The organism is Rhodococcus sp. ARC_M12 (genome assembly GCF_022810385.1).
In the GTDB taxonomy this organism is placed as follows: domain Bacteria; phylum Actinomycetota; class Actinomycetes; order Mycobacteriales; family Mycobacteriaceae; genus Rhodococcoides; species Rhodococcoides navarretei.
Map to the genome: position 1 here is coordinate 1 of NZ_JALGQI010000012.1, position 25,560 is coordinate 25,560.

26 protein-coding genes and 1 pseudogene are annotated in these 25,560 nt (G+C 65.7%); 11 read left to right on the forward strand and 16 right to left on the reverse strand.

The genetic code is table 11. The features are described 5' to 3' along the window. Window positions 1-428: 428 nt before the first annotated feature. From MTX35_RS16000 to MTX35_RS16020, 5 genes are all read right to left on the reverse strand, one after another. Window positions 429-1,046: a LysE family translocator gene (locus MTX35_RS16000; protein WP_243595940.1), complete on the reverse strand. Its 618-nt coding sequence runs from the start codon at window positions 1,044-1,046 to the stop codon at window positions 429-431. A 125-nt stretch (window positions 1,047-1,171) separates the two neighbouring features. After that, window positions 1,172-2,260 (reverse strand): succinyldiaminopimelate transaminase, encoded by a 1,089-nt coding sequence (gene dapC, locus MTX35_RS16005; protein WP_243595941.1) that lies wholly within the window; start codon window positions 2,258-2,260, stop codon window positions 1,172-1,174. A gap of 20 nt (window positions 2,261-2,280) precedes the next feature. Further along, window positions 2,281-2,604 (reverse strand): ferredoxin, encoded by a 324-nt coding sequence (gene fdxA, locus MTX35_RS16010; RefSeq protein WP_008714223.1) that lies wholly within the window; start codon window positions 2,602-2,604, stop codon window positions 2,281-2,283. Window positions 2,605-2,718: 114 nt separating this feature from the next. Continuing rightward, window positions 2,719-3,477 carry a hypothetical protein gene (locus MTX35_RS16015; RefSeq protein ID WP_243595942.1) on the reverse strand — a complete coding sequence of 253 codons (759 nt, stop codon included), beginning with the start codon at window positions 3,475-3,477 and terminating at the stop codon, window positions 2,719-2,721. 37 nt (window positions 3,478-3,514) lie between these two features. Continuing rightward, entirely contained in the window at window positions 3,515-6,055 is a 2,541-nt protein-coding gene (locus MTX35_RS16020; RefSeq protein ID WP_308198137.1) for a bifunctional FO biosynthesis protein CofGH, read from the reverse strand. Window positions 6,056-6,153: 98 nt separating this feature from the next. Between MTX35_RS16020 and MTX35_RS16025 the strand changes: the two genes are divergently transcribed. The 3 genes from MTX35_RS16025 to MTX35_RS16035 all read left to right on the forward strand — a co-directional run bounded on the left by MTX35_RS16025 (window position 6,154) and on the right by MTX35_RS16035 (window position 8,841). Continuing rightward, a complete protein-coding gene (locus tag MTX35_RS16025; protein WP_243596074.1) occupies window positions 6,154-6,633 on the forward strand; it encodes a PH domain-containing protein in 480 nt (159 codons plus the stop codon). Between the two features lie 62 nt (window positions 6,634-6,695). Then, window positions 6,696-8,144, forward strand: coding sequence for a PH domain-containing protein (locus MTX35_RS16030; RefSeq protein WP_243596075.1), 1,449 nt, complete (start codon window positions 6,696-6,698; stop codon window positions 8,142-8,144). A gap of 1 nt (window position 8,145) precedes the next feature. Further along, window positions 8,146-8,841 (forward strand): uracil-DNA glycosylase, encoded by a 696-nt coding sequence (locus MTX35_RS16035; protein ID WP_243595943.1) that lies wholly within the window; start codon window positions 8,146-8,148, stop codon window positions 8,839-8,841. On the opposite strand, the gene MTX35_RS16040 is transcribed toward MTX35_RS16035, so the two are convergent. From MTX35_RS16040 to typA, 6 genes are all read right to left on the reverse strand, one after another. Next, window positions 8,768-9,220, reverse strand: coding sequence for a hypothetical protein (locus MTX35_RS16040; protein WP_243595944.1), 453 nt, complete (start codon window positions 9,218-9,220; stop codon window positions 8,768-8,770). The genes MTX35_RS16035 and MTX35_RS16040 overlap by 74 nt on opposite strands. A gap of 45 nt (window positions 9,221-9,265) precedes the next feature. Continuing rightward, window positions 9,266-9,424, reverse strand: coding sequence for a hypothetical protein (locus MTX35_RS16045; RefSeq protein WP_008714214.1), 159 nt, complete (start codon window positions 9,422-9,424; stop codon window positions 9,266-9,268). A 46-nt stretch (window positions 9,425-9,470) separates the two neighbouring features. Next, the gene (gene mshB / locus MTX35_RS16050) at window positions 9,471-10,394 is read right to left on the reverse strand and encodes an N-acetyl-1-D-myo-inositol-2-amino-2-deoxy-alpha-D-glucopyranoside deacetylase (protein WP_374230315.1); all 924 of its coding nucleotides are present in this window, start codon (window positions 10,392-10,394) and stop codon (window positions 9,471-9,473) included. A 7-nt stretch (window positions 10,395-10,401) separates the two neighbouring features. Further along, window positions 10,402-11,100, reverse strand: coding sequence for a haloacid dehalogenase type II (locus MTX35_RS16055; protein ID WP_243595945.1), 699 nt, complete (start codon window positions 11,098-11,100; stop codon window positions 10,402-10,404). Between the two features lie 20 nt (window positions 11,101-11,120). Continuing rightward, window positions 11,121-12,884 (reverse strand): ABC transporter family substrate-binding protein, encoded by a 1,764-nt coding sequence (locus MTX35_RS16060; RefSeq protein ID WP_243596077.1) that lies wholly within the window; start codon window positions 12,882-12,884, stop codon window positions 11,121-11,123. A gap of 130 nt (window positions 12,885-13,014) precedes the next feature. Further along, complete coding sequence (typA, locus tag MTX35_RS16065) at window positions 13,015-14,952, reverse strand: translational GTPase TypA (RefSeq protein ID WP_243595946.1); 1,938 nt, start codon at window positions 14,950-14,952, stop codon at window positions 13,015-13,017. A gap of 175 nt (window positions 14,953-15,127) precedes the next feature. On the opposite strand from typA, the gene MTX35_RS16070 reads away from it, so the two are divergent. After that, on the forward strand, window positions 15,128-15,304 hold the full coding sequence (locus tag MTX35_RS16070) for a hypothetical protein (RefSeq protein WP_243595947.1): 177 nt from the start codon (window positions 15,128-15,130) through the stop codon (window positions 15,302-15,304). On the opposite strand, the gene MTX35_RS16075 is transcribed toward MTX35_RS16070, so the two are convergent. After that, window positions 15,270-15,695 (reverse strand): (deoxy)nucleoside triphosphate pyrophosphohydrolase, encoded by a 426-nt coding sequence (locus tag MTX35_RS16075; RefSeq protein ID WP_243595948.1) that lies wholly within the window; start codon window positions 15,693-15,695, stop codon window positions 15,270-15,272. The genes MTX35_RS16070 and MTX35_RS16075 overlap by 35 nt on opposite strands. A gap of 14 nt (window positions 15,696-15,709) precedes the next feature. On the opposite strand from MTX35_RS16075, the gene MTX35_RS16080 reads away from it, so the two are divergent. Continuing rightward, window positions 15,710-15,991: a 4a-hydroxytetrahydrobiopterin dehydratase gene (locus MTX35_RS16080; protein WP_243595949.1), complete on the forward strand. Its 282-nt coding sequence runs from the start codon at window positions 15,710-15,712 to the stop codon at window positions 15,989-15,991. Here the strand turns inward: MTX35_RS16080 and MTX35_RS16085 are convergent. Beyond that, window positions 15,936-17,153: a mannosyltransferase gene (locus tag MTX35_RS16085; RefSeq protein ID WP_243595950.1), complete on the reverse strand. Its 1,218-nt coding sequence runs from the start codon at window positions 17,151-17,153 to the stop codon at window positions 15,936-15,938. The two genes, MTX35_RS16080 and MTX35_RS16085, sit on opposite strands and share 56 nt — an antisense overlap. Before the next feature lie 303 nt (window positions 17,154-17,456). Between MTX35_RS16085 and MTX35_RS16090 the strand changes: the two genes are divergently transcribed. After that, window positions 17,457-18,317 (forward strand): hypothetical protein, encoded by an 861-nt coding sequence (locus tag MTX35_RS16090; RefSeq protein WP_243596078.1) that lies wholly within the window; start codon window positions 17,457-17,459, stop codon window positions 18,315-18,317. Window positions 18,318-18,475: 158 nt separating this feature from the next. Here the strand turns inward: MTX35_RS16090 and MTX35_RS16095 are convergent, their stop codons facing one another. Beyond that, complete coding sequence (locus MTX35_RS16095) at window positions 18,476-19,225, reverse strand: DUF1906 domain-containing protein (protein WP_243595951.1); 750 nt, start codon at window positions 19,223-19,225, stop codon at window positions 18,476-18,478. Between the two features lie 225 nt (window positions 19,226-19,450). Between MTX35_RS16095 and MTX35_RS16100 the strand changes: the two genes are divergently transcribed. Next, window positions 19,451-20,029 (forward strand): TerD family protein, encoded by a 579-nt coding sequence (locus MTX35_RS16100; protein ID WP_243595952.1) that lies wholly within the window; start codon window positions 19,451-19,453, stop codon window positions 20,027-20,029. A gap of 119 nt (window positions 20,030-20,148) precedes the next feature. Further along, complete coding sequence (locus tag MTX35_RS16105; protein WP_243595953.1) at window positions 20,149-20,970, forward strand: hypothetical protein; 822 nt, start codon at window positions 20,149-20,151, stop codon at window positions 20,968-20,970. Window positions 20,971-21,027: 57 nt separating this feature from the next. Here the strand turns inward: MTX35_RS16105 and MTX35_RS16110 are convergent, their stop codons facing one another. Next, entirely contained in the window at window positions 21,028-22,380 is a 1,353-nt protein-coding gene (locus MTX35_RS16110) for a sialidase family protein (protein ID WP_243595954.1), read from the reverse strand. Window positions 22,381-22,572: 192 nt separating this feature from the next. Here MTX35_RS16110 and MTX35_RS16115 point away from each other — a divergent pair, with 192 nt between their 5' ends. Together MTX35_RS16115 and MTX35_RS16120 are read left to right on the forward strand one after the other, a co-directional pair. Next, complete coding sequence (locus MTX35_RS16115) at window positions 22,573-23,940, forward strand: WS/DGAT domain-containing protein (RefSeq protein ID WP_243595955.1); 1,368 nt, start codon at window positions 22,573-22,575, stop codon at window positions 23,938-23,940. 76 nt (window positions 23,941-24,016) lie between these two features. Further along, window positions 24,017-24,886: a PE-PPE domain-containing protein gene (locus tag MTX35_RS16120; RefSeq protein ID WP_243595956.1), complete on the forward strand. Its 870-nt coding sequence runs from the start codon at window positions 24,017-24,019 to the stop codon at window positions 24,884-24,886. 27 nt (window positions 24,887-24,913) lie between these two features. Here MTX35_RS16120 and MTX35_RS16125 read toward each other — a convergent pair whose 3' ends face one another. Then, entirely contained in the window at window positions 24,914-25,273 is a 360-nt protein-coding gene (locus MTX35_RS16125; protein WP_243595957.1) for a VOC family protein, read from the reverse strand. A gap of 43 nt (window positions 25,274-25,316) precedes the next feature. Here MTX35_RS16125 and MTX35_RS16130 point away from each other — a divergent pair. Further along, window positions 25,317-25,559: pseudogene (locus MTX35_RS16130) on the forward strand (glycosyltransferase family 2 protein); the annotation flags it as partial. Window position 25,560: the final 1 nt, after the last annotated feature.

Here is a 25,560-nt window from a genome sequence, read left to right on the forward strand (position 1 = left end):
CGATCGCGCCCAACAGGCCTACTACGACCGACACCCCGAACGGTTCCGCCGCCGCCCCTGCACACCACAACCGCCCGCAACCGTCGGAATCAACAACAACCGACTCCAGACAGCTTGACATTGAGCGCGCGAGCGGTTTCGCGACACGATTCTGCGCGCATATGGCAAGTGCGCGCGCGTTTGCCGGATCCGGACCCGTCTGCTGTCGGGCGGTCCCGCGCACCGACGTCCCTATGCCTTGCCCGCCGCGCACCTCTGATCCTCGCAAACGCGCGCGCATTTGCTGAACGCCGCTCAATGTCAAGCTGTCTGGAGTCGGTTGTTGTTGATTCCGACGGTTGCGCGCGTTTGCGAGATCCAGTCCGCGCCCCCGCACCCGTCAGTCGTGAAACTCGGGGCTTGCCACTTCCCCTACTTGCCGTGATCCACTAGGCCGAGGACGCGACCGTTCCGACGCCGAGGGCAACCAGGATTCCAGCGCTGATGCGATCCAGCCAGTCGGCCACCGCTGGTTTGCGCAGCAACGCGACCGCGCGTGAGGCGAGCACGGAGAAGACTCCCATCACCAGTGCGGCGACGACCACCTCGACCAGTCCGAGCGTCATGGCACCGGCGAACGTGACCACGGTGAGGAACTGCGGCACCACCGCGAGGTAGAACAGTCCTACCTTGGGATTGAGCGCGCACGAGAGAACCCCGGCACCGAACGCCGACCACGCGGACGCAGCGACGGGCACCAGAGGCTCCCCGGCCACCTTCTTCTTCCGTCGCGCGCGAATTGCCTTGACGCCCAGATACAGCAGGTACAGCCCGCCGAGAATTTTCACGACGCGATACGCCGTCGCGGACTGCTCGACGATCGCCGCCAGCCCGACGGCCACCAACACGGCCCAGAACAGTCCACCGATCGCGACGCCCATCGCCGCGGCAATGCCTGGCCTGAGGCCGCCGATGCTGTAGCGAAGCACCAGAAACGAATCGGGCCCGGGCAGAATCGCCAGCAGAAAACACACTCCGGCGAAGCTGAGCAACAGGCTGAGGGTCATGGGTACATGAGAACACCCGGGCCGACCCGGAGCCAACTGATTTCAGTGTCCACAATTCGCATCGAGAAACGGGATCCCGCTCGACGAGCCGAATAGTGGACGCTCAGCGCACCAGAGAAACCCGACTACCCGCGTAGGCGAGCTGCCGCAGCGTCGATGCGCTCGTCCGTGGCCGTCAGCGCGATACGCACGTGCAGTCCACCGTCCGGCCCGTAGAACTCCCCCGGCGCGGCGAGGATTCCGCGCTGCGCGAGCCAGTCGACAGTGTCGCGGCACGGTTCGCCCCGCGTGGCCCACAGGTAGAGCCCCGCCTCGGAATGGTCGACGGTGAATCCCGCTGCCTCGACGGCGGACTTCAGAATCGTTCGGCGGGCCCGGTATCGCTCACGCTGAACGCTCTCGTGCTCGTCGTCGGCCAGCGCCGCGGTCATGGCGGCCTGGATCGGCAACGGCACCATCATGCCGGCGTGCTTGCGCACTTCGAGCAACTCGGCGACGAGGGAGGCATCACCGGTGACGAAGCCGGCGCGGTAGCTCGCCAGGTTCGAGGTCTTCGAGAGTGAGTGCACGGCAAGCAGATTGGTGTGATCACCGTCGCACACGCGGGCATCGAGGACGGACACGGCGTCGGCGTCCCAGGTCAGACCCAGGTAACACTCGTCGGACACGACGATCGCGCCGCGTTCGCGGGCCCAGGCGACGACCTTGCGCAGGTGCTCGACTCCGAGCACCTTGCCGGTCGGGTTGGACGGAGAATTGACGAAGATCAGCGACGCCCGCTCGGGCCCGAGCCGATTCAGGCCGTCGGCCCGGATCGTGCGCGATCCAGCGAGCAGCGCCCCCACTTCGTAGGTGGGATATGCCAATTCGGGGATGACGACCAGATCGTCGGCTCCGAGGCCGAGCAGCGTCGGCAACCAGGCGATCATTTCCTTGGTACCGATGGCAGGCAGCACCGCGTCGGGCGTCAGACCGGTGATCGAGTACCGACGTTCGAGCGCAGCCACCGCGGTCTCCCGCAGCGCCACGGTACCGACGGTCGTCGGGTAACCGGGTTCGTTCGCCACAGAATTCAGCGCTGCACGGATCACCTCTGCGACCGGATCCACCGGTGTACCGACCGACAGGTTGACGATGCCGTCCGGGTGCGCCGAGGCCTTGTCTTTCGCGGCGGTCAGCGAGTCCCATGGAAAATCGGGCAGCCCCGCTGCCACCGCTGTACGTACCAAGGGAGTCAGTTCTCGCCCATGGGAGGCAGAGCCTTGATGAACGGCGGGTCGTAATCGGTCTTGCCTAGCTTCGCTGCGCCACCGGGAGATCCCAGGTCGTCGAAGAAATCGACGTTGGCACCGACGTACGCGCTCCACTGCTCGGGTACGTCGTCCTCATAGAAAATGGCCTCGACGGGGCACACGGGCTCGCAGGCTCCGCAGTCGACGCATTCGTCGGGGTGGATGTACAGCATTCGGTTACCCTCGTAGATGCAATCCACCGGGCACTCTTCGATGCACGCTTTGTCCAGTACATCTACGCACGGTTCTGCAATCGAGTAAGTCACTGCTGCTCTCCCCTCCTGTATCGATTTCGGGCGCTCGCGCGCCCTGAGCATCCTAGTATCGCCGTCCGAACCTGGAGCAAACCGACCAGGGTGACCTCACCTGGCTCGGTCGGCTCACTTCCGTAGCTGCTTCGCGGGGGCTCTTTCGCCGACTGCAGAGGCCGTACGGTGGGCGGCGAGCCACTTTCGGCCCTGTTTCGCGGCACGCGAAAGTGCACCGCGCTCGCCGAGATATCCGGCGACACCGCCGACGAGCGGGATGGCACCGAGCACGCGGTAGATGCCGCGGGGGTGCGGACGCTTCTCCAGTTCACCGGCGACGTCGCGCAGCACGTTCGCGATCTGCCACATTCCGCGCAGCAGCGCGAACGGACCCGACTTGGGCGACTCCTCCTTCTCCGGCGGAGCACTGTCGGCCAACGACGTCAGATCGCGCTTGCACAGCACCGACCCGAGCAACGCCACGTGCGTCTCACGATCGGTCACACCCGATTCGCGGGCCACGGCCACGAGCACCATCGCCTGATTGGCGAAACCGAGCAGATCCTGGATCGGCAGACGGTTGACCAAGATGCCGAACACGCCGGGGAACGCCACGGCCACGGTGTTGAGTGCGCCGATGCGATTGACCCACCACTGCGAGCGGGCGTCGCTGTCGAGCTCCTCCCAGCCTGCAGTACCCGGGAAGTCTGTGGTGTCGAAAGCCTTCGCGAGAAAGTCGATGACGTTGTCGAGCGTCGAGTCGTCCGCGGAGGACTGCCGAAACGTTCGTCCCTTGAGCCCGATCGGGTCGCGTGTCGCGAGGATGTCGAGCACGGGATGGATGATGGCGACGGCACTGCTCAGAACCGCGGCGACTCGACGGTCGTCCATGTCAGACAAGCTCCATTTCGAAAAGGGGACCCGAGGGTCAGATCAGGCCGGCAACCGACACGGCCGGGGCCGGGTCGTAGGTGGTGGTGCGCTGACGAACCGGGCGTCCGATGCCGTCGGCGATCTCGTGCAGTTCCGCGACGGTCTTCTCCGAACCGTTCTGCGAACCCGCCATACGCGAGATCGTCTCCTCCATCAGGGTCCCTCCCAGATCGTTCGCGCCTCCGTTCAGCATCGCCTGTGTACCCGTGATTCCCAATTTCACCCATGACGTCTGAATGTTGTCGATTCGGCCGTGCAACATGATGCGAGCCAGGGCGTGCACCGCGCGGTTGTCACGATTGGTCGGTCCCGGTCGCGAGGCCCCGGCCAGATACAACGGCGAGGACTGGTGCACGAACGGCAGCGGCACGAACTCGGTGAACCCACCGGTCTTGTCCTGGATCTTCTTGAGCACGTTCAGGTGACCGACCCAGTGCGACGGATTGTCCACGTGCCCGTACATCATCGTCGAGCTCGAACGCAGTCCCACCTCGTGCGCGGTGGTGATCACTTCGATCCACTCGGCGGCGGGCAGTTTGCCCTTGGTGAGCACCCACCGCACCTCGTCGTCGAGAATCTCCGCGGCGGTACCCGGGATCGAATCCAAGCCGGCCGCGCGCAGCTCGGTGAGCCACTCGCGAATCGACTGACCACCGCGCGAGGCCCCGTTGACGATCTCCATCGGCGAGAACGCGTGCACATGCATCGACGGCACCTTGGCCTTGACCGCCCGCACCAGATCGGCGTACCCCGTCACCGGAAGTTCGGGGTCGATCCCGCCCTGCATGCAGACCTCGGTGGCACCGACGACATGCGCTTCCCACGCCCGATCCGCCACCTCGGTGGTGGACAGGGTGAAGGCATCGGCGTCGCCCTTGCGCTGCGCGAACGCACAGAAGCGGCACCCGGTGTAGCAGATGTTGGTGAAGTTGATGTTCCGGTTCACCACGTAGGTGACGGTGTCTCCGTTGACCTGCCTGCGCAGATCGTCGGCCAGCGCAGCGACAGCGTCCATGCCCGGGCCCTCGGCCGTTGCGAGCGCGAGGTACTGCTCATCGGAGAGCCCGGCCGGGTCCTTCTCCGCTGCCGTCAACGCCGACACCAGGTCCCGGTCCACCCGCTCGAGCCCGGCCAGATCGCGCACCTGCTCACGAATGGAATCCCAGTCGCCGAACGCGTTCGCCAGATCCGAGCGGGTCTCGGTGTTGCGGCCCTGAGTGTCGATCTCGGTGTTCAGATCGACGCGGCCCGAGGACTCCCACTCCTCGTCCGGTTCCTGCCACGGCAGACCCGTCGGGTTCACGTTCTCGCGTGCCATGCCGGTCTCGGGATCGGCCAGCGCCCGCACGTGCGCCGAGATCCGCGGATCGATCCACGGAGCGCCGGCGAGCACGTACTGCGGCTGTGCAGCAACACGTTCCACCAAGCGGTAGCCTGCCTTCTCCGACAGCTCTGCCAGGGTGTCGAGGTTCGGCCACGGCCGCTCGGGATTGACGTGATCGGGAGTCAGCGGCGAGACCCCGCCCCAATCGTCGACGCCTGCGCCGAGCAACGCTGCCGTCTCCTCCGGCTCGACCAGGTTCGGCGGAGCCTGGATGCGCATCGACGGGCCGACCACCATCCGCGTCACTGCGATCGTCGCCAGGAATTCTTCGAGACCTGCATCGGGCACGGACCGCATCGCGGTATCGGACTTGGCCAGGAAGTTCTGCACGATGATTTCCTGCACGTGCCCGAACGACTTGTGCACCTTGCGAATTGCCATGATCGACTCGGCCCGGTCCCGCAGCGTCTCACCGATGCCGACGAGGATGCCGGTCGTGAACGGAATGTTGAGCCGGCCCGCGTCGGTCAACGTGCGCAGCCGAACCTCGGGATCCTTGTCGGGGCTGCCGTAGTGCGCCTGCCCCTTCTCCTCGAACAACCGGCGCGAGGTGGTTTCGAGCATCATCCCCATCGACGGAGCCACCGGCTTGAGTCGCGAGAGTTCCTGCCACGACATCACTCCTGGGTTGAGGTGCGGCAGCAAGCCGGTCTCCTCGAGCACCCTGATCGACATGGCGCGCACGTAGTCGAGAGTGGAGTCGTAGCCGCGGGAGTCGAGCCACGCTTTGGCCTCGGGCCACCGCTCCTCCGGTCGGTCGCCGAGGGTGAACAGCGCTTCCTTGCACCCGAGCGCGGCACCCTTACGGGCGACGTCGACGATCTCGTCGGGATCCATGAACATCCCGTGGCCGGAGGCATTGAGCTTGCCGGGGACGGCGACGAACGTGCAGTAGTGGCACTTGTCGCGGCACAACCGCGTGATGGGTACGAAGACCTTTCGCGAATACGAGACCGTCTCGGGACGACCGGCCGACTCCAGCCCGGCATCACGAACCCGAGCAGCCGACGCCATCAAGTCCACCAGATCGTCCCCACGCGCATGCAGCAACACCGTGGCCTCGTCGACGTTGAGAGACACCCCGTCGCGGGCACGACGCAGAACGCGACGCATGGCAGAGGCGGCTGGAGCGGAGTCAGGCTGCAAAGTCACCAGTCGATCATGCGCCTTCCTGGTACGCACGTGCCACCCGCGGGTCGGACTGCCGCCCTCGTGCGCGGGTGAGGGCTAGGTTTGTACCCGTGACAACGATGACCGATCCACAGTGGCAACCGTCTCCGCGTGCGCGTCTGCTCTGGGCTCTCAGTGCCGGTCTGCTGTGGGTACCGGTCTTCGTCGCCCAGGTCGTCTGGGCTGTCGTCGACTCGACGTGGACCACCTGGCCGCATGTCGCCGTCCTCGTCGCATCCATCGTGCTGGCCGTCCTGAACATCGCGGTCGTGCCGCAGTGGCGGTACCGCGTGCATCGCTGGGAGATCAGCGACACCGCGGTCTACACCCGAACCGGCTGGCTCAGCCAGGAGCGACGCATCGCACCGATCTCGCGGGTGCAGACCGTCGACACCGAGCGCGGACCGCTCGACCGCATGCTGGGGTTGGCGACGGTCACCGTGACGACGGCGTCGTCCGCGGGTGCGGTGAAGATCACGGCGCTCGACCAGGATGTCGCCGACAAGACGGTCGCGCGACTCACCGACATCGCCGGCCGCACCGTGGGAGACGCCACGTGACCGACCAGGAGCACCTCCTCGCCGTCGAGGAGGAGCAGCCTTGGCTGCGGTTGGACAAGCGAATGTTGTTGGTGCATCCGGTGAACGAGGGCATCAAGATTCTGCCGGTGCTGCTGATCTCGTTCTTCGTCGGTAGTCAGAGCGGGAACCACTTCTGGAGTCTGGGCCTTCTCGTGGTCGTCGTGGTGTTCGCGATTCTGCGGTGGTTCACCACCAGCTACCGAATCGGTCCGGTACACGTGCAACTGCGCACCGGGGTGCTGCAGAAGAAGGTGCTCTCGATTCCGCGCAACAGAATTCGGTCGGTCGACGTCGAAGCGAACGTTCTGCACCGCGTACTCGGCCTGTCCATCCTGCGCATCGGCACCGGCCAACAGGCAGGCAAGGGTGAGGCCTTCGAGCTCAACGCCCTCGATACCGCACTGGTGCCCGCACTGCGCGGAGATCTGCTGCAGCGAGTCTCGGGGCAGATCCCGGCGACCGACGGAACACCCAGCACACCAGCGGATTCCGGGGCGGAGATTGCGCACTGGCAGTTCTCATGGGTGCGGTTCGCGCCGTTCTCCATCACCGGTATCGTCACCATCGCCGCAGCCGTCGGCGTACTTTTCCAGTACGGGCTCGGGCAGACACTGGCCGAATCGTCGGTGGTCTCCACCGGCATCGACTCAGCCGAGCGATTGGGAATCGCGGTGTTCGTCGTCGTGGTGCTGATGGCACTGCTCGTCGTGTCGAGCATCTTCGCGTGCGTCCGCTATCTGCTGGCCTACGCCAACCTCACGGTGATGGACCAGAAACGCACCATGCATGTCAGCCACGGGTTGTTGCGCACTCGCCAGTCGACACTCGATCGCAAGCGGCTGCGCGGCACCTCTCTGTCCCAACCGTTGCTGCTTCGTGCGGCCGGTGGAGCAAGACTGGACGCCATCATGACCGGCGTCAGCGCCGAGAAGAAAGAATCGTCCCTGCTGCTCCCCCAGGCCCCGCGCGCCGAGGCGCTACGCATGATGACCACCGTGCTCGGCGAGGCCGGTCTGCACGGTAGTGCCGACCAGCCGCTGCTGCAGCACGGACCCGCAGCGCGTCGCCGCCGTTACACCCGGGCAGGGCTGCCACTCCTGGTCATCGCTGCCGGCCTGGGAGTTGCACAGTATTTCGGCGCGCCGATTCCGATCCTCGCGTGGACAGCGATCGCGGTGTTGTTCGTCGCTGCATTCGGCCTGGCTCACGATCGCTACCGAGGCCTGGGCCATGCCGTGCTGCCTGGCTGGCTCATCACCCAGCACGGTTCGCTCGACCGGACTCGCCACAGCCTCGAAGCCGCAGGCATCATCGGTTGGACCGTGCGGCAGACATTCTTCCAGCGCCGCGCCGGGGTGGCAACCATCGTCGCTGCCACTCCCGCAGGCGTCGGACATTACGAGGTGATCGACATCCCCATCGAGAATGCATGGGCGATGATCGACGCCGTCACCCCGGGAGCCGGGGACGTCTGGCTGCAACGAACCTGACATGACGCGACCGCAGAGCATCGAGGAACTCGACCTCGCTGTGTCCGAGTGTCGCGCCTGCCCTCGCCTGGTGCGGTGGCGCGAGCAGGTCGCCGCCGAGAAGCGGGCCGCCTTCGCCGACGAAACATACTGGGGTAAGGCAATTCCGGGATTCGGCCCGGCCGATGCATCGATGTTGATCGTCGGGCTCGCCCCGGCAGCGCACGGTGCCAACCGCACCGGGCGGATGTTCACCGGAGACAGAAGCGGCGACGTGCTGTACCGCGCGATGCATGCCGTCGGGCTGGCCAGCCAACCCACCGCGACGCACATCGGAGACGGGTTGACGCTCAACGGGGTTCGCATCACTGCGCCGGTGCACTGCGCTCCCCCACAGAACAAGCCGACGCCCGCCGAACGCAACACGTGCAGGCCCTGGCTGGACGACGAACTACGGTTGCTGCGTCCGACTCTGCGCTCGGTGCTCGTTCTCGGGGCATTCGGCTGGCAGTCCCTCTTACCGACACTGGCCGCCAACGGGTGGGAAATACCCCGTCCCGCACCGAAATTCGGCCATGGTGTGCGACTCGACCTGGGCTCGATCACCGTGTTCGGGAGCTATCACGTGAGCCAGCGAAACACCTTCACCGGACTGTTGACTCCGACGATGATCGAGGATGTGCTGCGGAATGCGGGTCGGCATGCACGCTTGCTGTGATCGCCTTCATCCGGAACATGAACAGCAGCACACCGGCGGGGCCTGCACCGGCGACGATGAGCAGCATCGTGCGCCAATCGGCGAGGAGAAGAACGTCGTTGCCCGGGCCGCCGAACATGCACAGGACCACCGCGAAAAACCATCCGACAAGGGGTGACGCCACCCAGATCGGCCGTTCCGCTACTTTGCGTGCGGCCAGGACCAACGCGACGTTGGCGATCCCGCCGAGCAGCGCGCTGATGGGAAATTGCACCGACCCGAGGTAGGTCGGAAGGAAGAAGACCGACAGAATTCCGGACAGGAAACCGTCGAACACCAGTACTGCGACGGTCGCCCAGGACACCAGGGCGACAGTATTGGATGCGGCCTTCGAGATCATGCGCCCAATACTGCCTTGACCCTGGTTGTTTCAGTGCACCGGTACTCAGGAAACCGGCGGGTATCCCAGCGAGGTCAGCAGGTTGCTCGCGCCCATGGCGATCTGTCCCAATACGTACTGGTACAGATCTGCCTGCGCGCCGAACTGCGGCTTGAGAGAATCGACGAACGCGACGATGGCGTCCTGCACTACCCAGTTGTACATATGTGTTCCGCCCCTGTTGTGGTGAGATCAGTACCGGTGTGTATTTTCAGTGATGCGGACCACAGCTTAGTACGCCGGCAAACAGATCGTTCTCCCTGCCCGTCTCATCGGGGTCGAGTTCACCGCGGACGAGCACATATTGCTCGTCGAGCAGGATCGGCTGGGCGATGTTGTTGGAGAGCGCGTACTCGCTGCCCGACGGCGCGACGGTCACCTGGGTGGCGTGGGCGCGGAGCGCATCCCTCTTGGCGTCGAGTACACCGCGGATGTCGATGCTGGTGGTGATCGTGCTCTCCGGAACGCTCGGCAGCTCCCCGTCCTCCGGCAGTCGCCATCCCGACGGGAGGCCGTCGATCGCGGCCAGCCCCGAGTGCAGCTGGTCCTGGCCGGTCACGGTCCAGTAGAACTTCGATACCTCCCACGGCGCTCCCGCGTCGGGGTAGGAACCCGTCCCGCAGACCTCGACGGCCTCGGTCACCAGTGAGTGCACCTGCTGGTGATCGGGATGTCCGTATCCCCCTTCGGGGTCGTAGCCGACGACGACCTGCGGCCGCAGCTCACGCATCACCGCCACGAGTGCTCCGAGCGCCTCGTCGCGATCGGCATTGACGAACGCGCGCGGTTTGCGTGCAGCCGTCGTGCCGGCCATCCCCGAATCTCGCCAGCGACCGGCTCCGCCGAGGAACCGGGGTGGATTGCAGCCCAGGGCCGCGAGTGCGCGATGCAGTTCCAGGATTCGGTAGCCACCGAGCTGATCGGCGCGATCGACGACCAGATCGGCCCAGGTCTCGCCGATCACTTCACCCTCCTCGCCCAGCGAACAGGTCAGCACGGTCACATCGGCACCGGCGCGAACATAGTGGGCGATGGTGCCGCCGGTGGTGATGGTCTCGTCGTCCGGATGCGCGTGGACCAGAAGCAACCGCTGCGGCTCCGTCATCGTCTGCTCAGCACTTGTCTGGCCCGTCATCGATCCGTCACTCACTGTCGCTCCGCTGTCTCTCGCTGTCTTCCCGTCCCCGCTCGCCGAGTAGCTGCGCCAGGTGCGGTAGCGAGCTCGCGCGCACGTCGGGTGCGGCGAAATAGGCGGGGTACGGGCTGTTGCCCCGATCGATCCAGGCCGTGGTCATGCCTGCACGGTGTGCGCCGTCGATGTCCCAGGGGTGCACGGCGACGAGCATGGTGTCCTCGGGCTCGGCCCTGCACTGGTCGAGTGCGTACCGGTAGGACTGCGGGTGCGGCTTCCACCGGCCCGCCGCCTCGACCGACAGCAGCGTCTCGAATTCGCCACGCACCCCGGCTCTGTCGAGCAGGGTCTGCGCGACCGACGCCGAGCCGTTGCTCAGCGTCAGCAGTCGGATACCGAGTGCTGCCAGGGCTCTCACACCCTCGACCACGTCGGGATGAACGTCGAGATCGGTGAACCCGGTCATGATGTGCTCGACCGCGCCGTCCGTATCGCGATTCAGCGTGGCCTCGGACAGCAGCGTCCGAAGCGCACCGGCACCGACGGTGGCGAACGGCCGAGCAGCGTCCGCGGCCGCGAGCGCAAAACCGTCGCGCAACACGCTCGCGAACCACGTGGGGAACAGCTGCGGCGACGCTCCCACGTCATCGAATCGGGTCGCCATCGGAGCCATATCGGACAATGTCTCGTTCACATCGAACACGATCACCCGGGGGCACCTCGGGATGGTCACCGGGGCGTCCGCATCCACTGCGCGGCGTCGGCGAAGATTCCGACCTCCACCGGGCCGGTCAGCGAGACGCCGGTGATACCGGGCACGGCCGCGACCACCGACGAGTCCTGCATGATCGGCAGCGTGGACGCCAGAGACCACAGCGCCGGCTCCACGTCGTTGGTGGCTACAGAGGGATCGAGACCGCTCACCAGGGCCCGGTCGATTCTCGGTTGCAGTTCCGGCACGCACAGCCCGGACAGGTTCCGCGGGGCCTCGATAGCGGTGTCGCCACCGTCGGAGCTCTCCTCGACGCAGCCGAAGCGGGACGCGAGGGCCGTCGCGGGGTCCACTCCTGCACTCGTCCATCCGACTATCGCGTCGACGGTTCCCTCGGTCAACGCCGTCGAATACAGCTCGTCGGCGGGCAGCGGCGTGACGGTCGCATCGATCCCCGCGCCGACGAGTTCGTCCGCGGCGGTGCCGGCGACAGCGAGCGCGATGTCGTCGTTCTCGACGGCACCGATGACGAACCGCAGGGCGGTGCTGGTCGCGTCCGCGAGGCGGGTGCTACTCGGCACCGGAGCGCCCGTCGTCGCGGCCGCACCGGTGGGAACCGCGGTCGTGGTCGGTGCGGCGGTGGTCGCGGCACTCGGTGTGGATGTCACCAGCGCATCGGGTGTCGGCACGAACCCGGCCCGTTCCAGCAGATCGAGGGCAGCCGTCGTGCCGATCGGAGCAGGCGCTGTCGCGGAATAGCCAGGGTCGGACGGAGAGGACAGCTGTGCTGCTGCTCGACGATCCGTCGCACCCCCTGCCGCTCCGACGGTGGCCAACAGGTTCGGATCGAGCAGGCCGAATATTCCTTGTCGCACAGCAGGATCGGACATGTTCGGCGCTCGCCCGTTGACAGTCATGGACAGCACGCGCGATTGCCTGATGGTGTCGGTCCGCACCCCGGGAATCGCCGAAAGCTGCGCCCGCAGCGCCGCATCGCCACGGACCTGGGCGATCTGGGCATCACTCGACCGCAGAGAATCGGCCAGCTGTGCCGGGGTGCCTCCCCGACGGATGAGGATCTGATCGGGTGCTGCGGGCTCGTCCCAGAATCGGTCGTTCCGCTCGAGCAGAATTTCGTCACGACCCTTGTCGACGGTCTTGATGTTGAACCTGGAACCGGAGACCGGCACGTTGTCTGTCAGCCCCCCTTGGAAACCGCCGGGCGAGTCCTTGAGCAGGTGCGAGGGGACCAGATCGGAGAACAGTCGCTGCCAGGCCGGATACGGCGAGGACAGCGTCACGTCGACCGTCTTGCCCCCGCCCGAGGACGTGACGTCGCTGATCAGGTCGTATCCCGCGGGGTCGACGACACCGGGCTCGGCGATCATTTGCTGCCACAGGTAGCGGAAGTCCTCGGCGGCGATCGGTGCGCTGTCGGACCACTGGGCCTCGTTGCGCAGTTGGTACCGGATGGTGAACGGCGCTTGCGACGTCACCTCGGCCGAAATCAGCAACGACAGGTCCGGCTCCCAGGTGGTCGCCCCGGTGTCGGAGTTCCGAACCGGGCGGAACGGGCTGGGCAGCACCAGCGAACTGACCGCTGCCGTTGCGGGCGACTGATCTGCCAGCAGATGTGGGTTGAAGCCGATGCCGACGTCGTCGATGGCGACGACGACCGGATCACCGGTCTCGGCCGGAACCATCGTCGTGCTGACCGAGGTCTCGACACTCTCGATCGGGGGCGGCGGATCCGCGGTGCACGCGGTGAGTACCAGAGCCATGGCAGGAACCAGAACCGTCGGTATCAGCACCTTGCGCAACGAGGATCTCCTTCGTGGTCGGCTACCTTGTGCGACAGAAGCGACGCGCCCCACAAGGGTGACACGTCGCTTCTGCTGCACGAAGTGAGTCTTACAGAGCAGCCTTGTCGCGAGTCTTGCTCCGCGAACGCTCACGGGCGCGCTCGTTGGAATCGAGGTGCACCTTGCGGACACGGACGACCTCGGGGGTGACCTCGACGCACTCGTCGCCTGCACAGAACTCCATGGCCATTTCCAGGTCGAGCTTCTTGGGCTTGGCCAGGGTCTCCATGACGTCTGCGGAGGACTGACGCATGTTGGTCAGCTTCTTCTCGCGGGTGACGTTGATGTCGAGGTCTTCCTGACGCGGGTTGATGCCCACGACCATGCCCTCGTAGGTGTCCGCGCCCGGCTCGACGAAGAACGTGCCGCGATCGGCCAGCTGGATCATGGCGAACGGGGTGACGGTGCCGTGGCGGTCCGAGACGAGCGAACCGGTGTGGCGGGCGCGGATCTCACCGGCCCACGGCGCGTACCCGTGGAAGACGGCGTTGGCGATACCGGTGCCACGCGTGTCCGTGAGGAACTCGGTGCGGAAGCCGATCAGGCCGCGCGAGGGAACGATGAATTCCATGCGAACCCAGCCTGCGCCGTGGTTCGTCATCTGCACCATCTTGCCCTTGCGTGCGGCGAGCAGCTGAGTGACGGCACCGAGGTACTCCTCCGGTGTGTCGACCATGAGCTCTTCGAAGGGCTCGTGCAGCTTGCCGTCGACCTGCTGGGTGACCACCTGGGGCTTGCCGACGGTGAGCTCGAAGCCTTCACGACGCATCTGCTCGACGAGGATGGCGAGCGCGAGCTCGCCACGACCCTGGACCTCCCACGCATCGGGGCGACCGATGTCGAGGACCTTGAGGGAGACGTTACCGATGAGCTCCTGGTCCAGCCGGCTCTTGACCATGCGCGAGGTGAGCTTGTGGCCGCTGACGCGTCCGACGAGTGGGCTCGTGTTGGTGCCGATGGTGACCGAGATGGCGGGCTGGTCGACGGTGATGCGCGGCAGAGCGACCGGGTTCTCCAGATCGGCGAGGGTGTCGCCGATCATGATGTCCGGGAAGCCCGCGACGGCGACGATGTCGCCTGCGACACCCTTCTCGCCGGGGACGCGCTCGACGCCGATGGTGTTGAGCAGTTCGGTGATCTTGGCCTTCTGGACGACGGGCTCGCCGTCGACCTCACGCATCCAGCTCACGGTCTGGCCCTTGGAGAGCTGGCCGTTGTGGATACGAACCAGGGCGAGACGGCCGAGGAAGGCCGACGCGTCGAGGTTGGTGACGTGGGCCTGCAGCGGCGCGTCCACGTTTCCCTTGGGCGCGGGGACGTAGTTGAGGAGTACCTCGAACAGCTCGTCGAGATTCTCGGCGTCGGGAGCGTTGCCGTTCTCGGGCTGGACGCGCGACGCCTTGCCCTCGCGGCCGGAGGCGTAGAGAACGGGGAGGTCGAGTGCGAGTTCGGCCGCCTCCGACGCTTCGTCGTCGAGGTCGGACGCGAGGTCGAGGAGCAGATCGTGGCTCTCCGAGACGACCTCTTCGATGCGCGCGTCGGGACGGTCGGTCTTGTTCACGACCAGGATCACCGGCAGCGAGGCGGCGAGCGCCTTGCGCAGCACGAAGCGGGTCTGCGGAAGCGGGCCCTCGGATGCGTCGACGAGCAGCACGACGCCGTCGACCATGGACAGGCCGCGCTCGACCTCGCCGCCGAAGTCGGCGTGGCCGGGGGTGTCGATCACGTTGATGACGGTGATGGTGCCGTCGGCGTTGCGCTTGTGAACGGCCGTGTTCTTGGCCAGGATCGTGATGCCTTTTTCTTTTTCGAGGTCACCCGAGTCCATGACGCGGTCGATCGCTTCGGCACGTTCCTCGAACGCGCCGGACTGCCGAAGCATGGCGTCGACCAGGGTGGTCTTGCCATGGTCGACGTGTGCAACGATGGCTACGTTGCGAAAAGTGGTGGTGCTGTCGATGTTGTCTGCACTGCTTGGGGCGCTCACGCGAAAAATTCTCCTGGAGTCGAATGCGGGCTCTTGTTCGCTAGCGGGCTTATGTCGCTAGAGAAGCGCGCTGCACCGCGAGGTTCTCGCGACTGATCGAGTTTACCCGTAGTCCGACGGTGCCCCGCGCCACCCTCAGGTCTGTGACCTGCGCCACCCATTAGTCTTGGTGCTCATGGGCAAGGTAAAGGCCGCAGATGTCTCGGGGATGAAGCCCAAGAAAAAATGCTGCCGCAAGAAGGTTCGGTGCGTCACATGCCCGGTCGTCATCATGCGAATGAAGAAGCTCGAATCGGCGGGCGCAACCAAGAAAGATCTCAAGAAGGGCCTGAAGACCGCTCGGGCGAAGTGAGCAAGATGTCCAGTAGCTCGGGTAACCACAGTCGGTCGGCATCGACCAGGTCCATCGTCGGCAGCATTGCCGCGTCCACCCAGCGCAGAGCCGAATGTTCCAGCGCCGCAGGGGTTCCCGAGACCAGGGTGGCTCGATAGGCGCGTAGGACGAGTCCCCCGGCCAGGTCGACGTCTCCACTGAGCGCGGCACCGATCGAGCACTCCACCCCCAGTTCTTCACGCAGCTCGCGCGCCAGCGCCGCGTCCTCGGACTCCCCCGGCTCGACCTTGCCGCCGGGCAGTTCCCACAGGCCCGCCAACTCGGGCGGACGAGTTCGTTGCGCGAGCAACAGCGCGCCCTCGTGCGTCAACGCGGCTGCGACAACCACAGCGGTGGGGGTACCGGACATGCCACCATCTTTCTATGACCGAACTGCTGACCGACCGCGACATCGAGGACGCCCGGCTCACGGAGTGGACCGTGGTGGAGAAATCCATCACCCGAACCGTCGAACTGACGTCGTTCCGAGCAGCGATCGAGGTGGTGAACCGCGTGGCCGACGCCGCGGAGGAGGCGGACCATCACCCCGACATCGACATCAGGTGGCGGACGCTGACGTTCACGCTGTCCACGCACTCTGCCGGCGGTCTCACACAGAAGGATGTGGATCTGGCGCGTCGGATCGACCAGCTGACCGCGCACTGATGCGTCCCGCATAGACGACCCAGCCGAGGAACAGAATAGATCCGATCACGTCGACGGCACCGGCCCCGGCCTCGAGGCCGGGACGAGGGATCGTCCAGATCGACTCCTGGAAGAAGCTGAGCAACCACGGCACCCCCACCGTGACTGTCACCAGCCAGTAGCCGGCGACGATTCTGGCTCCGGCGATGTCGCGCAGTGGCCCGTGCACGAGCCAGAGCACCATCGGAATCACCCAGATCCAGTGATGCGACCACGAGATGGGCGACACCAACAAGCCCAGGAGTTGGACGATGACCAGGGTTCCCAGGTAGTCGCGGCGATCGAGTGCTCGCCACGCCAGCACAGCGAGAACCGTGGCGATCACCGCGGCGGCGATCCACAACGGACCCTGGCCGACGTCCTCGCCCACGATCCGGCTCAGCGCTCCGCGCAGAGACTGATTCCAGACCGAGCCGACGGGGCCGATGCGGTCGGCGTCGCCGAGCAGCGTGGTGAAGTAGGTGGAGGCCTGCTGCCCCAGTGCCGCGTAGCTGACCACGACCGTGAGGGCGAACGCCACCGCAGAGAATGCTGCCGCTTTCCATCGCCGCGTCGCCAGGAAGTACAGACCGGTGATGGCGGGAGTCAACTTGATCCCTGCGGCGACACCGACGAGCCCGCCTGCCACCCACCACCGACTGCTGCGTACCGCGAGGATCGCCAGCAGCACCAGAAACACGTTGACCTGGCCGTAGTCCAGCGTCGTCCGCACCGGTTCCGACCACAGCCCGAGTGCGGTCCAGAGCATTGCGATGCGGACCCAGCGCGACTCGGCGGCTCGCTCGTCGCCGAGAATCATCGACAGAACCAGACGCACCACCGCGAACAGTGCGAGCATGGTCGCGGCCTGCCACAGGACGCCGACCACCGTGAACGGCAGGTAGTGCAGCGGGAAGAACACGAGCGCGGCGAACGGCGGGTACGTGAACGGGAGCGGGAAGTCCGGCGTCTGAACCGAATACGTGTAGTCGTACAGATTGCCGCCGAGCAGAGCAGCGGAGCCGTCGACGTAGACGTGCAGGTCCACGAGGTTCATTCCGTTGGGCGTCGCGAAGGCCCAGACGAATCGGCTGATCACCGAGACCGCGAGCAGAACGGGGGCCAGCCGAACGAGTCGGTTCACTGTGCGTGCGGTTCCGTTCGGTATCGATGCCGTGTATCGATCGTCGAGCTTATAGGGCGCCGAACAGCTGCCCTAACCGCGGATGCACGCGAGTAACATTTGCATCACCTTTCACACTGACAACTCCAGTAACAGGTTATCGTGTGCGTCTGCGGAGAATTCGCAGCGTGCGACCAATAGACTGCCCTGGCATCGCTGCGACGGGGAAGGGCTCCATCGACAACGGCTGTACATCGGGGATTGCGCTACATAGAGTGACCCCTCGAGCACCGGCTGTCGCCGAGGGCCCGCGTCATGATCAGAATGGGGAACATCACCGTGCTTCGTACCCGCGGAACGCGTCGCGTAGTTACAGCTTTGGCCGTAGCCGCAGCCGCCGCACTAGTCGTGCCGACCAGCGTATCCGCGCAGCCGTTGGTGCCCATGGCACCGGCAGATCTGCCCGCGGCACCGGCCGATCCCGCCGATCTGATCGCCCAGTTCCTCCCCGCCCCGGGTGAGCCCATGCCCAACCTGGCCGAGGTGGAGGCACTCGCCTCGTTCGCACCCGCCATCCTCGGTGCCGCAGCCGGACCTGCCGATGTCGGAGCCGCTCCGGCCGCCGACCTGTTGGGTCAGGCCCGCGCACTGCTCGAGACAGCGCAGCTACCGGACCAGGTCAAGGCGTTGCTCGAACGAGTCATCACCTTCCTGGACGGCTCCGGCGGCGGCGGCCCGGAACTGCCGACGGACGGTCCCGTCATCGCCCAGTTCCTCTACCCGACACTCGGCGTGGGGTGCATCTCCGACACCGCCGATTCCGTCGGAACCGCACTGGCCGTACCCGGCCCCGCCACCTTGCCGCCTCCCGGACCGGGTGCAGGCCAGGCCGGCTTCGTCTTCACCGCCCTCGGCACCGCGCCGATTGCCCCAGAGCAGGCAGCTCCTCTGACGGTGACCTGGCTCAACATCGACAATCGCCGCTCGGGAACTCAGGATCTGACCGGCGCGGCGATGATCAACACCGACGGCCCGGCAACGCTGTCTGCCATCGCCGACACCGGCCCAGGACGCGTCCTGTCGGTCGTCTCCGGATCGATCACCACACAGTCGAAGGAAGATCCCGCGTCGGCTCCGCGGAGCTGCACCTTCCTGCCCACCATCGGCACGGTCTACGTCCCGTAGCTCGCACGCACAGACCACCGCAGTTCGCCCCCGGCCTCAGCAGAGGCCGGGGGCGAACTGTTTTCTGTGGGCGAATGCAGAATGTAGCCGTCCGCACGGAACGCACCGAACAGCGCACCGCATTCGGTGCGTTCGGAAAGAATTACATCGATGGCATTTCAGAGAATGTCGGCGGCAGATTTCGACCACTGCCCGTAATCGGCTTTCAGAATATTGTTGATGTCGACTTTGACCCCACCCACAAAATCCTTGTCTATTCGAATCTGATGAATATGCGCTGCCGGGTGAACGAAGCCTTTGGGGGTTCCCCAATCGTGCTGCCAATACCACTGACCCAGACCTGCCACCGAAGCCAATTCGATGGTCGGTGAATTGGCATAGATACCGGTTCGCTCGGCTCCGATCACCGACTCCCAGCCCAGGATGTACGGCGCGATCAGAGTCGCGAACTCCACCGCGGTGGGGTTGTCGTCGATCGACACGTAGATCGGGCGGTCCGCAGGACCTCCGGCAGCCGTGTGGAGTTCGAGGCCGCGGGTGGCATGCTTCACGCCCGCCGCGTATCCCCCGCGCCAATCCGATGTGGTCCCTTTGCCGAATTGGTAGTTCGAGACCACCTCCAGCCCGGCAGAGGTGAGCGAGTCGGCCTCGGACTTGCGCATCGGCTTGCCGATCATCCAGTTCGCGTCGGGACGGCGGTCGGAGACGTAGCGGACGGCCCCGAGGTGACCGGCCTCCTTGATCGCCGAGGCCGACGGCACTCCACCCGAGTAGTCGACGAGCGTTCCGAGTCCGGCGTCGGCGTGCGCGGTCGCTGTGCCCACCGCAACCAGGCCGACGGCGGCCGCGGACCCCGCGGCGGCGTACTTGAACAGTTCACGTCGCGACACCTGCACAGAAATCTCCATTGCCGTTCGATCGCCGCGGCGCGCCTACTCGAAAATGTGCACAACCACTGCTAGCTTTCGTCGTTTGTCGTATCCCACCACAAACCCATCGGTACCGCCAGCCTCACTGCTCACACCCGCAACGTCTCCCTCCGGCTTCACACGAGCACCTCGCGCAACCCCGTCACGAACATGAATATGGTGGAGAGACGATGCACGGACGAACGCGCTGAGGAGTGAATGGACATGGGCGTAACGCTTGCCAAAGGTGGAAATGTCTCGCTGACGAAGGAAGCACCGAATCTGACCGCCGTGAGCGTCGGGCTCGGCTGGGATGTTCGCGCCACCACCGGCGGTGACTTCGATCTGGACGCCAGTGCCATCGGCCTCGGCACGACCAAGAAGGCACTGAGCGACAACTATTTCGTCTTCTACAACAACCTGCGATCCCCCGACGGTGCCATCGAGCACACCGGCGACAACCGGACCGGAGAGGGCGAAGGCGACGACGAGAGCATCGACGTCGACCTCGCAGCCCTGACCCCTGAGGTCGACTCCATCGTCTTCCCGGTCTCCATCCACAACGCCGACGCCCTCGGCCAGAACTTCGGTCAGGTCGTCAACGCCTTCATTCGCGTGGTGGACAAGTCGGACGGGCGTGAGCTCGCCCGCTTCGACCTCAGCGAGGACGCATCGACGGAAACCGCCATGGTGTTCGGTGAGCTGTACCGCCGCGGTGCCGAATGGAAATTTCGCGCCATCGGCCAGGGCTACGCATCGGGTCTCGAAGGAATCGTCCGGGACTTCGGTATCGACGTGGGTTGAGCGGCAGACGGACCGTCTCGATTGGACAACGGAATCCGTCCTGGCTTGTGACGTCGAGATGATGTGTGGTGATATCAGCGCAACCGCAACATAAGCCACATCAGTCACAGGAGTCACACATGTCTCGTCGCCTCAGCCGTCTGGCGGGCGCGCTCGCGCTCTCCTGCGCGGCATTGCTCGCAGTTCCCGCCACCGCGGCAGCGGATCCGGCACCGGCCGATCCGCTGGCACAGGCGATCGCCGCCCTGCAGGGACAGGGTGGTGCCTCGCTCGACGCGGCGAACGCCATCGCCGAGTCGCGCACCCCGGTCGCCGAGGATGTGAGCGCCGACCCGTTCGCCGCACTGAACGCAGCCAACAAGGCTTTGACCGACTTCGGCATCACTCCGTTCTTCTACCCGACCGCAGCCATCAACTGCGCTGCCACACCCGGCGCACCGCTGGGAATCGTGCCGGGCGTCGCCGGTGGTGCCGGCGGACCGTGGCCCCAGCTGACCGTGCCACCGATCGCCACTCTGCCCGGCCTGCCGTCGATCGCCGTGCCCGAACTCAACGCGGTGAACAAGGGCGAGACGATGTTCGCGTTCGTTCCGGCCGGCATCGTGAACGACTCGGCCGACAAGTCCGGCATGCAGGTGGCGTGGTTCAACGTCAATACCCTGCAGGGTGGCTTCGCCGACTTCGGTGGGCTGACAACCACTCTCGCCCAGTCCATCCTCGACAACTCCGGCATTCCGGCAGAGTTGAAGGAACTGGCTCGGCCTCTCGTGGTCAACGCACTCGATGCGTTGCCCGCCGCCGGTGCACGCGCAGTGCCCGTCGAGACCGGATCGGGAACCGTCCTCGCGGCGGTGTTCGGCACGGTGAACCACAAGGCGCTCGACGGTACCGACAAGAGTTGCTTCTTCTTCCCCACTGTCGGTCTGATCAACGTCGCCTGACGCTTGCGCTCGACCCCGAAAGGCCCTGCAGCACACTGCTGCAGGGCCTTTCGTTGTTCAGTCGCGGCCGATCCGGCCCAGCCTGCCCAGCACTGCCTGCATCTCGGTGCGTTCCGAGCGTGCCGCCCACGGGCGCTGCCGATTTCTTCCTCGCATCTGCATCACGGCCCCGGTCAGAAGGTCACCGTTGGGGGCGAAGTGCACCCGCACGTTGTCGTTCGGTGAACGCCCCAACGCGAAACCCGGGTAGCCGCTGCAGAATCCGTGCGGAAACAACGGGGCATCGGGATCGTTGTACTTGCCGCCGACGAACACCGGGCCCCCGGTGCGGAAATCACGGCACTGCGCGATGAATCCATGGAAGGCACGACCCTTCTCACGTCCGTAGTAGGCGATACCCACCCTCCCGGACCCCGTGGCGGTGATCGCACCGAAGCGGGCATCACGCACCCCCGGTGCCGATACCACCACCGGCCTCGACCAGCTCACCGCACCGTCGGAAGACCATGCGGCATGCAACAATCCGTCGCGGTCCGGCCACACCGCGTACACGTTTCCGTCGTCGTCGACCGCCATCGACTCCGGTAGCAGATAGCGCGATCCGTGTAGCAGAAAGTGCAGAGCATTGTGATATTTGGCCAGTGCCGAACCCGGCACCATTCGAACGTTCCAGCTCAGGCCCTCGTCGTGACTGACTGCAACGGCGAACCGTCGACCGTAGCGGCCACCGATGTAGACGGTGCCGTCCGGACCGACGACGCCCTTGCCGAACGAGACGTACTCCCGGCTCGGCAGGCCGGGGATGTTCTTCGGGTCGATGTCGAAACCTCCGGCCACCTCCCACTTCACACCGCCGTCGAAGGACCGCCAGATCATCTGACGGGTGACGTTGATCAGTGGCCGGACTCGCATCGAGAACGGCGTCGGCGCGGAGAGATACGTGATCCTCCCCTCGCGTGTAGGACGTGGCCCAGCGAACACTTTGGCGTCCATCCTGGCCTTCGACGCCACTTTCCTCGTGCGCCAGGTTTCGCCGCGATCGTCGGTGACTCCGAGCACGAATCCAGTCCTCAGCGGGTGCGGGGACAGCGCATCGAATCGGCCGGCATGCAGATACAGTCGGTCGTCGACGTCGTCGAAATACATGTAGGGCCGATGTCGGCTGTTCTGCACGCCCTGCGGAACCGATGCGCGCCACGACTTTCCGAAGTCGGACGACCGCAGCACACCGATGCCGTCGACGGTGAAAGCGGGGGCAAGGAACACGGTGTTGTCGGCCGCGACACCGAGCGTGCAGGCCGCGGAGCCGTACTCGGTGTACGAGACGTCGGTGACATAGTCGGCCGACGCGGCCGCGTTGGTCGACGAACGCAGTCCTGCCCGATAGCCCGAGGCGACTCTCGGCGTCACGATACCCACCATGCGGTGTCACGGCGTCGCGAACACAGGGCTGGTCGATGCACTGGCCAAGGCTAGCGCCGATAGTGCCGGTAGACGGCGAGGCCATCGAAGAAGTTCCCGGCCGGTCGTGGTGACAGTTCACAGATCAGTACCGGACAGTCTGTAGTCCACAGGTGCGTGGAGGGAGAATAGGCTTGGCGTGTGCCCCGCATTCGAGCCGACAGCCGTCGCCGCGAATCGACACGACTGCATCCGGCGGATGCACGCGCATACTGGATGGCGTCGAAGATTCCCAGTGACCAATTCCTGCTGTACTGCTTCGATCACGGCTCCGCGGACATCGATACCGAGGTGACGCGACTGCACGAGCGCAGCGGTCGCATCGAGGTATTGCGCACGCGCATCACCGACGCGGCTTTCGGCCTCGAGTATCCCCACTGGACCGAGGCGAGTCCGCCCTCCGATGCGATCTCCGTCCACCGGACAGCCCGCACCTGGCCGGAGTGTCTCGATGCGGTCGCTGCGTCGTTCCGACGGCAGGTCGACCCACGAGATTCCGTGTGGCACCTGCACCTCTATCCGAACATCGTCGACGCTCCCGGCGGCACGGCCCTCGTTGCGGTGCTCCAGCTTTCGCACGCAGCCGCCGACGGAACACTGGCATCGCGGATTGCCCGTGACCTGTTCGGCACGCATTCCATTGCGGCATCACCGGCCCGCACAGAGCCTCCGGTCGTATGCGAGATGGCATCCGCAGCCCGTGCCGCTGCCGCTCTTCCGCTTCGACTGGCACAGATGGTTCGCGGCGGCGTCCGTGCCCGACGCGACGCGCTCGACCTCGAGCAGGGCACCGACTCGGGGGCGATCCCACCGCCCGCGCCCTCCCGCGCCCTGACCGCCCTCGACGTTGCGCCCACCGGCCGGACCTCCGTGCGCACCATCGTGCTCCCGAAGGCCGACGTGCACTGTGGCGGTACCACCGTCACCACCTTCGTGCTGACCGCAATCTCCGTTGCGCTGCAACGCTTTTTCGCGGATTCGGTGGATCTGGCCGCCGAGGTCACCCTTGCCCGGGACGCACGAGCCGACGCTCGCAACAATTTCGGGAACGTCGGCGTCGGTTTGTTCACCTCCGAATCCGACATCCGCAGCCGAAGCATTCTGATCTCGGCGGATCTGGCGGCCCGCAGACACCGCGCGAATCATTCACTGTCGGAGGCTGCCCGCTCGTCACAGGACGACGTCGAAGCACATGTGCCGGCATTTCTGGCCGAGTGGGGCGTCGCGCAGTTCGATCCCACCGCCGTCCCGTCGACGGTCACCGGAAACACCGTCGTGTCCAGCGTCTCGCGTGGTGCCGCAGACCTCGCTCTCGGCGGCGGCTGCGTCCGATTCACCGCGGGCTTTCCCGCCCTGTCACCTGCCATGAGCCTGACCCACGGAGTCCACGGCATCGGCGATACCGTCACGGTCGGCATCACGTCCAACAGCGCAGCCGTGCCGGACCCCGATGGCTACGAGGCGCTCCTGCGGGATTCCCTCGACGAGGTACGCGTCGCACTGGGATGAATCCGGATCGAACTGCCAGACAGTTCTCAGCATTTGTCGGGCGTCGGGCTCAGGTTCCCCCACCAGACTGAGGGCCATGAGCCAGGAGAAGGTGACCGTACTCGCCGTCGGAGGTACCGGGGAATCACATCCGTCCGACCACCGGACGCGGGTGACGGGCCTGCTGTCCTGTGTGGTCGCCGAACTCGACGACCGCTTCGTCGGCCGGTGGGTCGGCTATCCGGCGTCCTACGGACCGGTCGCGCTCGGCGGTCTGTGCTTCCGACACAGCGCAGAACTCGGTGTTCGACGCCTGCGCCGTGCACTGGAAACCACGGCGGGGCCGATTGCGCTGATCGGCTACTCGCAGGGAGCGACGGTGGTGCGCGAAGTCCTCGGCCTCGTCCACGACGGGACGATCGACGGCAGCCGCATCGTTGCCGCAGGTCTGATTTCCGATCCTCAGCAGGCGGTGGGTGCCGTCGACGGATGCACCGGGCGTGGCGTCGCAGGCGCGGGTCCTGCTCTGCCCGAGTCGATTCCGGTCGAGTGGATCGGCCTCGCCTCGGACATGATCTGCAACGCCAGCGACGACAGCCTCGTCCGCGACATCGCCGACCTGACCCGATGGATGTCGTTCCGCACCCCGAAGACGTGGCTACGCGAACTGTGGAACCTCGTGCGCAGCAACAGTTTCCAGAACGCTACCCGAACTCGTCTTCGGCCCTCGCAGTGGACGAAGGATGTTCGACGCCTCCGCACCGCGGCCGGCGAAGTGGCCGGCTACCTGCCGCAGTCGTTGCGCTGGAATCGATTCGAGTGGTCGAATCCCGGCGGTGGCCGCCATATCGCGTACGCGCGGGAGGACTATGCAGGTGGACTGACCGGCTGCCAGGTTCTTGCGCGTTGGCTCGGTGAGCAGCACGAGCGGATCGGCATGTCACTGCCACAGTCGAAAGTTGCCTGAGCCTGTTCTCGAAATCCGGTTTCGATATCAGCTTCGCTTGCACAGGCAGAAGATGTGCCCGGCCGGATCACGGAACACCCAGAACGAGGGCTGCGCGTCGTCGATGAGTTCGGCCCCGGCGTCGACGACGAAATCCCTGGCCTGTTCCATGTCGTCCACCACGAGGTCGAGGTGGATCTTGATGCCCTCGTTCGGCCAGTCGATGGGGGTGAAGTCCGCTGCCTTCTGAAAAGCGAGGCGCAGTTCGCCGGGACCGTGCGCCACCACCCAGTCGCCGTCGTCGCGCACCGGCTCCCATCCGAGGATGGTGCTGTAGAAACGGCCGAGCGCAGCCGGATCCGGGCAGTCGAGCACGGTGTAGTCGACGGTGATCCTCGGTGGCGTCATGGCGGACAGAGTAGCGGGACTCGACCGAGTAGCGTCAACATACATGCCAGTCGGTTTTGTATCAGTGATCGTGCCGTGCTTCGACGGCCTGCCGGACCTCGACGTTCAGCTTGCCGCGCTCGCCGCCCAGAATTACCACGGAGAGTTCGAGGTGATCATCAGCGACAACGGGTCCACCGATGGATTGCGCGAGCATCTCGAGCAGCTGGAGTCTCCGTTGGATCTCCGCTGGATCGACAGCTCCGACGTCAGGGGCACCCCACACGCGCGGAACGCCGGCGTCGAGG

Excerpts from the sequence above, each read along its gene's own strand:
- MTX35_RS16000 (WP_243595940.1), bottom strand. The coding sequence starts at position 1,046 with ATGACCCTCAGCCTGTTGCTCAGCTTCGCCGGAGTGTGTTTTCTGCTG.
- MTX35_RS16015 (WP_243595942.1), bottom strand. The coding sequence starts at position 3,477 with ATGGACGACCGTCGAGTCGCCGCGGTTCTGAGCAGTGCCGTCGCCATC.
- MTX35_RS16025 (WP_243596074.1), top strand. The coding sequence starts at position 6,154 with ATGACCGATCCACAGTGGCAACCGTCTCCGCGTGCGCGTCTGCTCTGG.
- MTX35_RS16030 (WP_243596075.1), top strand. The coding sequence starts at position 6,696 with ATGTTGTTGGTGCATCCGGTGAACGAGGGCATCAAGATTCTGCCGGTG.
- MTX35_RS16035 (WP_243595943.1), top strand. The coding sequence starts at position 8,146 with ATGACGCGACCGCAGAGCATCGAGGAACTCGACCTCGCTGTGTCCGAG.
- MTX35_RS16040 (WP_243595944.1), bottom strand. The coding sequence starts at position 9,220 with ATGATCTCGAAGGCCGCATCCAATACTGTCGCCCTGGTGTCCTGGGCG.
- MTX35_RS16045 (WP_008714214.1), bottom strand. The coding sequence starts at position 9,424 with ATGTACAACTGGGTAGTGCAGGACGCCATCGTCGCGTTCGTCGATTCT.
- mshB (WP_374230315.1), bottom strand. The coding sequence starts at position 10,394 with ATGACGGGCCAGACAAGTGCTGAGCAGACGATGACGGAGCCGCAGCGG.
- MTX35_RS16060 (WP_243596077.1), bottom strand. The coding sequence starts at position 12,884 with ATGGCTCTGGTACTCACCGCGTGCACCGCGGATCCGCCGCCCCCGATC.
- MTX35_RS16070 (WP_243595947.1), top strand. The coding sequence starts at position 15,128 with ATGGGCAAGGTAAAGGCCGCAGATGTCTCGGGGATGAAGCCCAAGAAA.
- MTX35_RS16075 (WP_243595948.1), bottom strand. The coding sequence starts at position 15,695 with ATGTCCGGTACCCCCACCGCTGTGGTTGTCGCAGCCGCGTTGACGCAC.
- MTX35_RS16080 (WP_243595949.1), top strand. The coding sequence starts at position 15,710 with ATGACCGAACTGCTGACCGACCGCGACATCGAGGACGCCCGGCTCACG.
- MTX35_RS16090 (WP_243596078.1), top strand. The coding sequence starts at position 17,457 with ATGGGGAACATCACCGTGCTTCGTACCCGCGGAACGCGTCGCGTAGTT.
- MTX35_RS16095 (WP_243595951.1), bottom strand. The coding sequence starts at position 19,225 with ATGGAGATTTCTGTGCAGGTGTCGCGACGTGAACTGTTCAAGTACGCC.
- MTX35_RS16100 (WP_243595952.1), top strand. The coding sequence starts at position 19,451 with ATGGGCGTAACGCTTGCCAAAGGTGGAAATGTCTCGCTGACGAAGGAA.
- MTX35_RS16105 (WP_243595953.1), top strand. The coding sequence starts at position 20,149 with ATGTCTCGTCGCCTCAGCCGTCTGGCGGGCGCGCTCGCGCTCTCCTGC.
- MTX35_RS16120 (WP_243595956.1), top strand. The coding sequence starts at position 24,017 with ATGAGCCAGGAGAAGGTGACCGTACTCGCCGTCGGAGGTACCGGGGAA.
- MTX35_RS16125 (WP_243595957.1), bottom strand. The coding sequence starts at position 25,273 with ATGACGCCACCGAGGATCACCGTCGACTACACCGTGCTCGACTGCCCG.